This is a genomic window from Kitasatospora sp. NPDC096140 (genome assembly GCF_040303045.1).
Taxonomy (GTDB): Bacteria; Actinomycetota; Actinomycetes; order Streptomycetales; family Streptomycetaceae; genus Kitasatospora.
The window spans coordinates 166,550-178,258 of record NZ_JBEOUW010000018.1; the positions used below are offsets into that span (position 1 = coordinate 166,550).

Below are 11,709 nucleotides of genomic sequence, written 5' to 3' on the forward strand. Positions count from 1 at the left end.
ACCTGCTCAGCCGACCCGGCTGAGTCGGGCTGCCGCCTCCGACAACCCGGCTCCGGCGGCGACGGGTTCGCGCCCGGTCCGCTCCGACGCGGCGGGTCGCTCCGGCGCGGCGAGCAGGATGGAGCGCTGCAGGCGGCGCAGTCCGACCGAGGGCTCCATGCCCAACTCCCGTACCAGGGTGTTCCGCAGGCGCTGGTAGGCCTCCAGGGCCTCGCCGCGCCGTCCGGAGCGGTGCAGGGCGATCATGTACTGGCCGTGCAGGCTCTCGTGGGTGCGGTAGCGGTCGACCAGGACGGTGAGTTCGGCGAGCAGCACGCGGTGCCGCCCGAGCCGCAGGTCGGCGTCGATCCGCTGGTCCAGCGCGCAGAGCCGGGTCTCCTCCAACCGCTTGGCCTCGACGGCGAGTTGGCCGCCGACCGGGACGTCCGCGAAGGCCGGCCCGCGCCACAGTGCGAGCGCCTCGCCGAGCATCCGGGCGGCCAGCGGATGGTCCTCGCCGTCCATCGCCCGGTAGCCCGTACCGGCCAGCCGCTCGAACTCGCGGACGTCCGTCAGCCCGCCGCCGCTGTTCAGCATGTAGCCGCCGGGCGAGGTGACCAGGACGTCCTTGGCGCAGGTCGCCCCCGGGCCGCCGTCCCCCTGGGCGAGCGCCCGGTCGATCAGGTCGCGCAGTTGGAGGACGTACGTCTGCACGGTGGTGCGCGCGCTGCGCGGCGGACGGCCGGACCACAGCTCGTCGGCCAGCACCCCCGCCGGAACCACCTGGTCGGCACGGAGTGCCAACAGCCCCAGCACCTGGCGCGGCTTGGGCGCCGACGGCACCACCGACACCCCGCACACCCGGACGTCCAGCGCCCCGAGCACCCGAATTTCCACGATGACCACCCCAATCACACGGAACGCCGCAGGCTCTTCCGCCGCGGCCGGCACCCGGGTCGACAGCCCAGGGGGCAACTGTCACCAGTGAAAAACAGGACGCGCGGTTTGTCAATACAAAACCGAACGTGCTGTTTGTTTTCAGGTGGGGCCGCCCCGCTCACCCGCTGGATCCGCTCCGCCACCCTCCGTACCGGCCGCAGTGCAAAACAAAGGCGGCGCAGGACCCCCGCATCCCGCCACCGCCACCGCGCCTTCGCGCGCCCACCTCCCGCGGACGGGAGGCCGGTTGATCCGGCGTCAGCCCACGCCGACCCCTGCCTGCTGCTCGACCGGCACCGCACCGCCCTCGTCGGCGCCGTCCCCGTCCACGCCGTCGTCCGACGTACGGGCCGCGGCGATCTCGGCGACCACCTGGGCGCCCCGGTCCGGCCCCATCCGCAGCGAGCCGAGCACACCCGGCACGGCGATGCTCGGCATCAGGTGCTGGAACAGCCCGGACACCCGAAGCTCCAGGTCAGCGCGCCCGGAGAGCTTCTGGGACTGGATCTGGACCCCCGTCCACGCGGCGATGACCAGCCATGCGGTGTCCGCCGGAACGACGTGCGGCAGCAGCTCACCGCGCTCGCCGGCCACGGTCAGCAGCGCCTCCATCCGGTCGATCCACCCGGGGATGGCTCCCCCGCCGAGGTCGTCGAACAGGTCCTGCCCGAGCGAGAGCCGGGCACCCGCGCTCAGCAGCGGGTCACGCGGCATCAGATACGCCACGACCATCCCGGTGTCCACGAACTCCTGGAGCTTGCAGCTCCGTTCGGGAACCCCGTCCTGGGAGAACTGCTCCTCGACCACGCCCTGTGCGAGATCCCGCTTCGACGCGAAATGGAAATAGACCGCACCGCGCGTCACCCCGGCCCGGGTCACCACCTCCCCGATGGTCGCTCCCTCGTACCCGAACTCGTCGAAGACCGATGCCGCCGCCTCCAGGATCAGCCGACGCGTCCGGAGCGCCCGCTCCTGCCGTACCACCGCAACCACCCCGCCCTGAGATCCCGGAAAACAAAACCAAACACCCCGTATCTTAGCTACGCCCCACCCGCAACCGACAAGACGATGTCGGGCAATCCCCCAACCACTCGCCCTTCCCCGCAGTCCGCCGAGCCCCGTCCGACGGTCCGTCACCACGCAACCCGCCGGCCACTGCCGTTCGACTTACCCAGGGAAATCCTTTCGCTCACAAAAACCGAACGATTGGTTTCCTTTCGTCGCGCAGTCGACCTCCCCATGCGCGAGCCACCGCGCAACCTCCGTCCTCCATCGCGGCGTCCTACGGGCGAATCGACCGTGAAGATCGAAACGGTCGGACCACGGGGGGAAAACGTGAAGCTCGGCCCGCTGCGGCACCGTGCCGCCATCTCGACCGCCACCGGACTGGCACTCGCCGCCGTGGCCTCCTGCAGCAGCGCCACGCAGGCCGGCCCCGGCGCCTCCGCCACCGTTCCGCCGAGCGCGGTCAACCTACCGCTCGCGCAGAAGGTCGCGGCCGGTCTGGAACGCATCCGCGCCACGGCGGACAACCCGCCCGGGGACCAGTGGGGCCACTACCGGGACGAGGGCGGCACCATCTGGTACTTCTGGCCCCTGGCCGACGGACGCTTCTGTCACGGCAAGGAGTTCGAGATCGGGGACCAGGACATCCGGCAGGTCAGCTGCACCAGCAGCCCCCTCCCGGACGACGGCACGCCCGCGGTCAACGCCCTGCACGGCCCTGCCAGTGTGGACGGCGGCCGGTGGGTGAGCTTCCTCTACGCGGACCAGGAGGAGGTCCAGGACATCGCCTGCGGCGACCGGCACCTCGCCGTCCGGACCGTCGCCCGGTTCCCGACCGCCCACGGCCCGCGCACGGTCTACGCCGTCAGCACCCCGTGGGCCGCACTGGGCGTCCTGCAAGCCCGCGTCCGCCGCCCGGACGGCACCGTAGCCCCCGACCGCGCCCGGTTCCCGGACGGGAAGGACTCGGCACACGTCCCCGGCGAGCACGTCTGCGAGTGAGAAACCCGCCGGTCCGCAGAATGACCACGCCCACCGACGCCTCCGCGGGATCCGCCGCGCCATCGGCTGTATCGGCGGGCCGGCCTTGTCGGAGCCCGTCCTGAACCGAGTCCTGCTCGTGGCCGTGTACGACCGGACCGACCTGACCCTGCGGCAGCGAGCGCCACTGTTCGGGATCTCCTCGACGGCGGTGTGCGGCACTCGCGCTGGAGGCCGCTCCACGCCCGACTACGGGCGTGGAGCGGCTGCGGACCGTGGACGGCACCCTGATCCTGGTGCGGAACCGCACGGTCGGTGCGTCCAGCCGCGACTACCGGGCAGGCCGGGGCACACGTCGACCTGCCTTCACCCGACCCGCTGCGACAGGCTTCAGGACTCCTTCACGGCAGCGGCGTTGCGGCGGGTCTCGTCGAGGTGGAAGCCGATGTAGCGGGCGAGGATCAGCGGGTCCTGCGGGTTGTCGGCCTGGAAGGTGATGCGGCGCAGCAGGGTGACGCCGTCGAGCCCGACGCCCTCGCGGGCGAGCACGAAGAGGAGGGTGAGGAAGGCCGCGCGGGCGTTGCCGTCGTCGAAGGGGTGGAAGAAGCAGACGTCGAGGTAGGCGCGGGCGGCGCGGACGGTGAGCGGGAGCGCCCCGTCTCCGTCGGTGTCACCGGCGGAACCGGCGACCTCGGCGGGGCGAGCGCTCTCGGCGAGGCAGGCGTCGAAGCGGGCGCGGGTGTCGGGGGCGATGCCGTAGCGCTCCCCGCCGCCCTTGGCGAAGGCCGGCAGGGTGCGGAAGCGCGGCGGCTCCGGTGTGCCCAGCACGTGCTGCTGCCAGCCGCGGAGCAGTTCGAAGTCGAGGGCGGCGCCGCGTGCCGCGTCGGCGCGGAGTCGGTCGAGGGCGGCGAGCAGGCCGTCCGCCCGGGCGGGGTCGATGGAGCCGTCGAAGGCACGGATGTCCTCGGCGGCTCCGTCGCGGGTCGGGGTCACCGGCCCGGACGTCGCCTCCGCCGAGGGTTCCGGCCAGGCCACGTCCGGGCGCATGGCGAGCCAGCGCTCCAGGTGGTCCGGTACGGCCGCGGCCGCGGCGGGCCGGTCGGCGGCCTCGACGGGCCGGTCGGCAGCCGCTGCCACCGGCGGCAGCGACTCCGCCAGCCGCTCGGCGACCTCGTGGACCAGAACGGTGTCGGGGCTGACCCAGCTCGTGAACCGCCCGCCGACCGCCTCCTCGACGAGTTCCCGGGCGGTGTCGGGCGCGACACCCCAGCGGGCGAGGAACCAGGTGAGCACCTGCTTGCAGTGCCCGTACCAGCCGCTGTCGCCGCAGGTGCGGTCGGCCACGTGCAGGATGAGGCCGCGGGCGGCGCTCTGCCACAGGGCCCGCTGCTCCCCGACGGCGGCCGGGTCCAGCGGGTACGCCTCGAACCGTTCGGCGAGGTCCTCCAGCCAGGCGCGCCACTCGCGCACCGCCGCGACGACCCGCCCCAGCGTCTCCTCCGGGGTGGTCACCGAGTGTGGCGGGCAGCACCAGCTGTCGATCGGCCCGCCGTCGTAGTCCCCCTCGCCGATGGCCCAGCGCCAGCCGACGATCCAAACGCCGTAGTGCTGCGCGAGGGCGTAGGACATGGCGCCGGCCCAGGGCGCGGCCACGTTCCGGCTCCACTCGCGCCGCTCGGCGTCGCCCGTGGGGGCGTCGGACGCGGAGGGCACGCGCAGGGCCGGTCCGAGCCCGCGGACCTCCCGCTCGACCGATGCGGCGTCGAAGGGGTGACGGGTCGGGTCCACGTCGTGCCAGCTCAGGCGGCCGGGGGCCAGGTTCGGAATCACCGCGTCAGCTTGGCATACCGGTGCGATGCCGGTTCACGTGGTGTTCGGCCCGGCCCGGTGTCAGGCCGCCCAGGGCAGCCGCAGTGCCTCCAACTCGGCGTCGCCCAGCAGGGCTTCGACGAGGGCCGGGGGCCCGGCGACCTTGGTGGCCCAGAGGTCGTAGTCGGTGCACAGCACCCAGGAGCGGTCGGCGGCCCAGAGGTTGGAGGGGCTGGAGTCCACGTCGTCGGTGTCGTAGAGGAGTTCGGCGTCGCCGAGGCGGCCCTCGCGCACGTGGTGCTTGTCGAAGTCGTCGGCCGCCATCATCAGCGGGTTGTAGTAGGCCAGGCAGCGGGTGTCCGGGCCGGCCGGGCTGTGCGCGGTGAGGACGGCGATCAGACGGTTCCAGGTCTCCCGGTCGAGGCTCCCCTCGGTGGGCGGGACGATCCCGAGCGGCCAGCTGCCGCCCTTCCTCGCGGACGGGAAGCAGCGGAGGCAGGGCAGCTGCCCCTCGGGCACGACGGGGTCGCCGGTCCGTTCGGCGAGTTCGGCCCAGCGCAACCGCCGCCAGCCGGGTCCGGGGTGCTCGGCGCGGCCGAGGTCACCGCCCGTGGCCACGCCCACGGCGTCGAGGTCCACGCCCACGAGGACGAGGGGCTGCGCGCTCCCGTCCGCCAGCCGGGCCTGGCGGTACTCGTGGTGGGTGAGTTCGCCCGGCCCGTGCTCGTGCTCGTACATGGCGTTGAGCACCCAGGCGGCATCGGGCATCGCCGGCGGCATGAACCCGAGCACGCCGTCGCCGCACAGCTCGGTCAGCCAGTCGGCCGAACTGGAGGGCGCGAGGGGCCACCGGCCGCGCAGCGGGTCGGTCGACGGTTCGGGGTCCTGAGGCATCCGATCATGATCCCACACCGGCGGCTCGGGGCCGCCGGGCGGGCGGCACGGCCTGCGCGGTCGGCACGGTCGGCACGGCCTGCGCGGGTCTGTACGGCGGGGCATTCGCAACCAAACGGTTGAACAAGCGCGCGAGGCGGCGTAGCGTTGTTCTCAACCAATCGGTTGAGGAAGAGCAGGAGTGCATGGTGGCTGTCGACCAGCTGTCCCGGGCGTTCGTGGCCCTGGCGGATCCGACGCGACGGGACATCGTGGCCCGGCTGTCACTGCGGGACGCGACCGTCGGCGAGTTGGCCGAGTCCTATGCGATGTCCATGCAGGCCGTCTCCAAGCACCTGAAGGTGCTGGAGGAGGCCGGACTGGTGAGTCGCAGCCGGGACGGGCAGCGACGGCCGTGCCACTTGGAGCCGCAGGTGTTCGACTTGATGACGAGCTGGATCGAGCGGTACCGGCGCCAGGCCGAGGAGCGCTTCGGCCGCCTGGACGCCCTCCTCGCGGAGCTGGCGGACGACGATGCCCACACCGGGCCCGCCACCACCTCCACCTCCACTTCCACCGACAGCGACAGCGACAGCGACAGCAGCGACGACAGCGACAGCCACGGCAAGGATCGACCCCAGCAGAGCGAAGGAGACCCGTCATGACCTCCACCACCGGCCCCGAGACCCACATCGAGGCGGACCCGCAGCTGCCCACCATCCGGATCGTCCGCGAGTTCGACGCCCCGCAGGAGCGGGTGTTCCGGGCCTGGATCGAGCCCGAGCTGGTCGCCCAGTGGCTCGGCCCGAAGGACCTGGAGATGAAGATCGACACCTGGGAGGCCCGGACGGGCGGGCACTACCGCTACACGATGCACCGCGACGGCCAGGAGATCGCCGCCTTCTACGGCTCCTTCCACGAAGTCCGGCCGACCACCCGGCTCGTCCAGACCTTCACGTTCGAGGGTGTGCCGGACGGCGTCTCACTGGACACCGCCACCTTCGAGCCCGCCGGGGAGGGCCGCACCCGGGTCACCGTGCTGTCGGTGGTCGACAGCCTGGCGGCCCGGGACGCCATCCTGGCCAGCGGCATGGAGCACGGCGTCGTCGAGGGCTACCGGCAGCTGGACGCCCTGCTCGCCACGGGCCTCGCGGCGGGCTGACCGAGCGACAGGCGGGCCGACGTGCCGCCGTGATCGCCCGGGCCATTCGGCTCCGGACTCCTGGGCCCGCGGGCTCCCGGGTTCTCCGCTTCCCGGGCGATCAGGGCAGCACGGCCACCGCCTCCACCTCCACCAGCTGGTCGTCGTACCCGAGCACCGAGACGCCGAGCAGGGTGCTGGGCACGTCGTGCTCCCCCATGTACGCGCGGTACACGTTCCACACCTTCACCAGGTCCGCCTGGTCACCGGAGGCCACGTACACGGTCGTCCGGGCGATGTCCGTCAGCCCGGCGCCGGCGTCCTCCAGCACCGTCACCAGGTTGCGCATCACCTGGTGGGCCTGCGCCTCGAAGTCGCCGACGGCGACCGTCCGGCCCTCCTCGTCGAGCGGACAGGCCCCGGCCAGCCACAGCGTGCGCGCCGGGGCGTCGACCACCGCGCCGTAGGCGTAGTCGACGGCCTGCGTCAGACGTGTGGTGCGGATCAACTTGACGGCGCTGCTCATGAGGTCCTCCGACGGCCCGACCGAACGTTCGCGCCCATCGTTGGCCCCATGTGAACGACCGTCAAACGATTTACCGACGGAATCCCCGCGGTCACAAGGCCGGTGCGCCCACGATTCACCGTTGCGGGTGATGGCGGGCGACCCCACCGGAACGCGATCCTGGTGCCCACGCACGCGCGTCCACACGCGTGCCTCCGCGCACGCACCTCCACACGCGTGTCTCTGCCCGCAACCGCCGCCCGGGAGCCGCCCCATGGAACGCCAACCGTCCGACCGCGACCAGGACGCCGGCGTCGGACGGCGCCGCATGCTCGGCCTCGCCCTCGGGGCGGGCCTGGTCCCGGCGCTCGCCCCCTCGCTCACCCCGGCGGCGCAGGCAGCGCAGGCGGCACACGCCGCACACCCGACGCCCACCCCACCCCCCGCACGGGACACCGAGCCCGCCGGCGCGCTGGGCCTGCGGGTCGCCGCCGTGGCAGCCGCCCAGATCGGGGTGCCGTACGCCTGGGGCGGCGGCGACCGCCTCGGCGCGGGCCTCGGCTTCTGCGACGACCAGAACGGCTACCTCAACGGCGTGTGCATGGGCGAGACGACGGTGGGCTTCGACTGCAGCGGCCTCTCGCTCTACTGCTGGTACCGGGGCAGCGAGGGTGCCGTCGAGCTGGGGCACTACACCGTCGCCCAGTTCAACCGCAGCGCCCCGGTGGAGCGCGACGCGCTCGCCCCGGGCGACCTGCTGTTCTTCTCCCGCCCCGACGCGCCGCTGCACCACGTCGGGATCCACGTCGGCGACGGCGCGATGATCCACGCCGAGCGCACCGGCACGCTGGTCGCCCGCGTCGAGCACGTGCTCGACGTTCCGCGCTGGGCCGGCGAGTTCGCCGGCGCCCGCCGCCCCGGGCCGCCCGCCGACTGACCGCCCGCCACACCTGCCGCCCGCCGACTGACCGACCGCCACACCTGCCGCCCGCCGACTGACCGACCGCCTGACCGACCCCCGGCCCGGCCCGCCCGCCGCCTGACCGGCCGCGGACGTCCCGGTCACCAGTCACAGACCGGTGCGCCGCTCCCCCGCTCCCCGGTGGACCCGGAGCAGCAGCGACTGCAGCACCTGCCGCTCCCCCGCGTCCAGCGGCGCCAGCACCTCGTCCTGCACCGCCCGCGCCTGCGCGTCGAGTTCGGCGAGCAGCGCCCGCCCGGCGGTGGTGATCGAGACCGAGACCCGTCGCCGGTCGGCGCGGTCCCGGGCGCGCTCGACGTACCCGGCGGCGGCGAGCTGGTCGGCGACCTTGGCGAGGTCGCTCGGGTCGAGGCTCAGCCGCCGTACGAGGTCGCGCTGGGCCTGCGGACCGAAGTCGGCGAGCGAGGCGAGCACCGCCATGTCCCAGAGCCGCAGGCCGCGTTCGGCCAGCCGCTCGGCGAGCCGGACACGGGCCGTCCGGCCGACCCGGGAGAGCAGATAGGTGCTCAGATCCAACAGGGACGGGGGAAGTTCGAGTCCCTGGAGGTCGGGCGCGGAGCCCTCGGGCGCGGGACGCTCGGACGCGGAGGGCGGGTTCTCGGAGGCCATGGCGCCATTCTAGGGTCCACACCTATAGTGGGTGTCGACCCACTAATATTGGACCCGAGTCGCCCGTGGCCGACCTGAGCCACCCCGAACCGACCCGAGCCGATCCGACCGAACCCGACCCGACCCGACCGAACCCAGGAGTTCGCCCGTGGACGCCCTGTACCCCCGCCTGCTCGTCACCCGCTTCGCCGACTGCTTCGCCTTCTACGGCGCGATCCTGCCGCCGTTCACGGGCGCCGCCCTGGTCAAGGGCACACCCGAGGGCCCGTACGCCAACTGGGACGTCGCCGACCAAGCCGTTCTGGTGCTCTTCGACCGTTCCATGATGGCCGCCACCCTCGGCACCGCCGGGTCGCCCACCCGCCCCGCCACACCCACGCAGGACTCCGCGATGCTGGTCTTCCGGGTGGACGACGTGGACTCCGCGGTCGACCTCTGCCTGCGCCACGGCGGCACCCTGGCCGTCAAGGCGACCGACCGGCCGGAGTGGGGCCCGAACCTCCGAACCGCCCATCTGCGGGACCCGGACGGTCACCTGATCGAGCTTCAGTCCTACTAAGACTGAGACGCGTCCCCCTGACGCAGGCCAGGGACACCGGTCAGGGGCTCCGGTCGAGGGCGCAGGTCATAGGACACCAAGGGCGTGGGCGGGCGCGTCCGGCACTGCCGCGCGATCGCCGCCTGCGCGCGCTACCCCAGGGGTCGTCGGCCGGTCGGCCGGCGCGACCTCCGCGGCTGCCGCACGACGACGCGGCCGAAGGTCTTCTTGCCGACCAGCTCCACGCGCAGCCGGACCGGCACGTCCGGGTCCGGCGTCCGCCGCTCCCTGACCCTGCTGAACTCCAGGGCCAGGCCGTCGGCATCGACCACCATGCCCGGCGCGACGATCAGCGTCAGGGTCTTGCCCCGCATGTCCAGCGCGATCTGCACGGTGTCCTGGGTGATCACCGCCTGCGTGAAGTCCAGTGTCACCTTGCAGAACTCCGCGGACAGCTCCAGCCGCCGGGGCACCACCCAGCGCCCCGACCGCTCGACCGTACTGAACCGCTGGTCGATCCGGACCACGTCCTTGACCTCGGCCAGAGCCCCGGTGGCCGAGACCGGCCCGGTCGGCAGGTCGACGGTGAGCTCGGCCAGCTCGTCGACCGTCCGCGCCGACAGGGCCGCGTCCACGCGCTCGTCCAGATCGTCGGACGTCAGCCGGCCGTCGCCCGCCGCGACCCGGAGCAGCTCGACCACCCGGTCCCGGTCCGCGTGGGAGGCCCGCATCGCGGGCTGCGAACCGCGCCCGGAGGGCGTTCCGGCGGGCTTCCCGGCGGACCCTGCGGTGGGCTTCCCGATGGGCGAGATCTCTCCCGGCATGCATCCCGTCCTGAGCTCGACAAAGGGCTTTCACGCGATGGGGTCGGTGGTGCGACCGACGGCGCGAACAGGAACACGCTATATCGCGATACGTTTGGCCGCCAGGGTCGACCACGGACGGGCCGGCCGCCGGCCGACCGACCACGGCAGGCCGACCATCGACAGATCAACAGTTCGAGCAGGGGATCGCATGGAGCTACGGCAGCTGCGCTGCTTCGTCGCCGTGGCCGAGGAGCTGCACTTCGGGCGGGCCGCCGAGAAGCTGCTGCTCGGCCAGCCCGCCGTGAGCCAGCAGGTCCGGCGCCTGGAACGGGAGTTGAAGGTCGAGCTGTTCGACCGCTCGCCCCGGCACGTCCGGCTGACCCAGGCCGGCGAGCGCTTCCTGCCCGCCGCCCGGGACGTCCTGGCCGCCGAGGACGCCGCCCGCGCCCTCGCCGCCGATCTGGCCGCACCGGCCGTCCTCCGGCTCGGCACCGTCACCGGGCTCGGCGAGCGGCTCGACCTGATCCTGGACACCTACCAGCGGCGGGCCCCCGAGGTGCGCGTCGAACTGCACTCCGCCCCGGTGCGGGAACGGCTCGCCCGGCTGGCGGACGGCCGTCTCGACGCCGCGTTCGTCCGCGGTGCCGTCGCCGAGGACAGCCCCGACCTCCGCTTCCTGCCCGCCTGGGAGGACGAGTTGGTGCTCGCGCTGCCCGCCCGGCACGCCCTCGCCGACCGGCCCGAGGTCGACCTCGCGGACCTCGCCGACCTGCCGCTGCGACTCACCGAGCGCCGCAACAACCCGGCCCTGGTGGACCTGGTGACGGACGCCTGCGCCCGGGCCGGCTTCCGGCCGGTCCCCGGCCCGGCGCACGACGGCACCCTCCAGGACACCCTGGCCTCGATCGGCACCGGCACCCCGATGTGGACGGTGGTGTACGCCGCCAACGCCCGGATGACGAACGCCCACCGGATCGCCTTCCGCCCCTGCCGGACCCCGCTCGCCGTACCGACCTCGATCGCCGTACGGCGCACCGCCCCGCTCCCCCGGCTGCTCCTGGAAGCCTGCCGCCGCACCGCTGCGACCGGGGACGATCAGGATTCGTGATCGCTGCCAGAGCGAATCGGGTCTGGGTGCCGACGGCCCGGTGGGGTGGACTGTTCCCAGCCGGAGAAACCGGCAGGAGAACCCCGCCGGAAGTCCCGGCGGGAACACCCGGTCAGGAGCCGAACATGCCCATCGTCACCATTCAGCAGGGCCCGCGCGGGGTCGAGCAGAAGCGCGAGCTGGTCGAGCGGATCACCGAGGCCTTCGTGGCGACCCTGGAGGTTCCCGCCGAGAGCGTGTCGGTGTGGATCCAGGAGTACCCGGCGGAGAACTGGGGCGCCGCCGGCCGGCTCACCGCGGACCGGTAGCCGCCGGCCGCCACCGCGAGCCGACCGCCGGGCGGCCCGCCGGCCGCCATCGCGACGTTCCAGAGGGTCACCCGCACGGACTGGGCGGCGTCCGCGTGCTCCCCTCCCGCGTCGCCGAGGGCGGTC

14 protein-coding genes are annotated in these 11,709 nt (G+C 73.4%); 7 read left to right on the forward strand and 7 right to left on the reverse strand.

What is annotated here, in order from left to right; all coding sequences use genetic code 11:
• Window positions 1-6: 6 nt before the first annotated feature.
• A complete protein-coding gene (locus ABT048_RS20640) occupies window positions 7-876 on the reverse strand; it encodes an AfsR/SARP family transcriptional regulator (RefSeq protein WP_350522881.1) in 870 nt (289 codons plus the stop codon).
• 300 nt (window positions 877-1,176) lie between these two features.
• A complete protein-coding gene (locus ABT048_RS20645) occupies window positions 1,177-1,902 on the reverse strand; it encodes a ScbR family autoregulator-binding transcription factor (RefSeq protein WP_350522882.1) in 726 nt (241 codons plus the stop codon).
• A gap of 351 nt (window positions 1,903-2,253) precedes the next feature.
• On the opposite strand from ABT048_RS20645, the gene ABT048_RS20650 reads away from it, so the two are divergent.
• On the forward strand, window positions 2,254-2,925 hold the full coding sequence (locus ABT048_RS20650) for a hypothetical protein (RefSeq protein WP_350522883.1): 672 nt from the start codon (window positions 2,254-2,256) through the stop codon (window positions 2,923-2,925).
• Window positions 2,926-3,294: 369 nt separating this feature from the next.
• On the opposite strand, the gene ABT048_RS20660 is transcribed toward ABT048_RS20650, so the two are convergent.
• Window positions 3,295-4,734, reverse strand: a complete 1,440-nt coding sequence (locus ABT048_RS20660) for a Fic family protein (RefSeq protein ID WP_350522884.1) — start codon at window positions 4,732-4,734, stop codon at window positions 3,295-3,297.
• A gap of 60 nt (window positions 4,735-4,794) precedes the next feature.
• Window positions 4,795-5,607, reverse strand: coding sequence for a hypothetical protein (locus ABT048_RS20665; protein ID WP_350522885.1), 813 nt, complete (start codon window positions 5,605-5,607; stop codon window positions 4,795-4,797).
• Window positions 5,608-5,795: 188 nt separating this feature from the next.
• Between ABT048_RS20665 and ABT048_RS20670 the strand changes: the two genes are divergently transcribed.
• Together ABT048_RS20670 and ABT048_RS20675 are read left to right on the forward strand one after the other, a co-directional pair.
• On the forward strand, window positions 5,796-6,251 hold the full coding sequence (locus ABT048_RS20670) for an ArsR/SmtB family transcription factor (protein ID WP_350522886.1): 456 nt from the start codon (window positions 5,796-5,798) through the stop codon (window positions 6,249-6,251).
• Window positions 6,248-6,748 carry an SRPBCC family protein gene (locus tag ABT048_RS20675; protein ID WP_350522887.1) on the forward strand — a complete coding sequence of 167 codons (501 nt, stop codon included), beginning with the start codon at window positions 6,248-6,250 and terminating at the stop codon, window positions 6,746-6,748. The genes ABT048_RS20670 and ABT048_RS20675 overlap by 4 nt, the downstream gene beginning before the upstream one ends.
• Window positions 6,749-6,848: 100 nt before the next feature.
• On the opposite strand, the gene ABT048_RS20680 is transcribed toward ABT048_RS20675, so the two are convergent.
• The gene (locus tag ABT048_RS20680; RefSeq protein WP_350522888.1) at window positions 6,849-7,253 is read right to left on the reverse strand and encodes a RidA family protein; all 405 of its coding nucleotides are present in this window, start codon (window positions 7,251-7,253) and stop codon (window positions 6,849-6,851) included.
• A gap of 253 nt (window positions 7,254-7,506) precedes the next feature.
• Here ABT048_RS20680 and ABT048_RS20685 point away from each other — a divergent pair, with 253 nt between their 5' ends.
• Complete coding sequence (locus tag ABT048_RS20685; protein WP_350522889.1) at window positions 7,507-8,169, forward strand: C40 family peptidase; 663 nt, start codon at window positions 7,507-7,509, stop codon at window positions 8,167-8,169.
• Between the two features lie 132 nt (window positions 8,170-8,301).
• On the opposite strand, the gene ABT048_RS20690 is transcribed toward ABT048_RS20685, so the two are convergent.
• A complete protein-coding gene (locus tag ABT048_RS20690; RefSeq protein ID WP_350522890.1) occupies window positions 8,302-8,823 on the reverse strand; it encodes a MarR family winged helix-turn-helix transcriptional regulator in 522 nt (173 codons plus the stop codon).
• Between the two features lie 148 nt (window positions 8,824-8,971).
• Here ABT048_RS20690 and ABT048_RS20695 point away from each other — a divergent pair, with 148 nt between their 5' ends.
• Window positions 8,972-9,382: a VOC family protein gene (locus ABT048_RS20695; RefSeq protein ID WP_350522891.1), complete on the forward strand. Its 411-nt coding sequence runs from the start codon at window positions 8,972-8,974 to the stop codon at window positions 9,380-9,382.
• A gap of 131 nt (window positions 9,383-9,513) precedes the next feature.
• Here ABT048_RS20695 and ABT048_RS20700 read toward each other — a convergent pair whose 3' ends face one another.
• Window positions 9,514-10,185 (reverse strand): DUF1707 SHOCT-like domain-containing protein, encoded by a 672-nt coding sequence (locus ABT048_RS20700; RefSeq protein WP_350522892.1) that lies wholly within the window; start codon window positions 10,183-10,185, stop codon window positions 9,514-9,516.
• 190 nt (window positions 10,186-10,375) lie between these two features.
• On the opposite strand from ABT048_RS20700, the gene ABT048_RS20705 reads away from it, so the two are divergent.
• A complete protein-coding gene (locus ABT048_RS20705) occupies window positions 10,376-11,275 on the forward strand; it encodes a LysR family transcriptional regulator (protein WP_350522893.1) in 900 nt (299 codons plus the stop codon).
• A gap of 125 nt (window positions 11,276-11,400) precedes the next feature.
• Complete coding sequence (gene dmpI, locus ABT048_RS20710; RefSeq protein WP_350522894.1) at window positions 11,401-11,583, forward strand: 4-oxalocrotonate tautomerase DmpI; 183 nt, start codon at window positions 11,401-11,403, stop codon at window positions 11,581-11,583.
• Window positions 11,584-11,709: the final 126 nt, after the last annotated feature.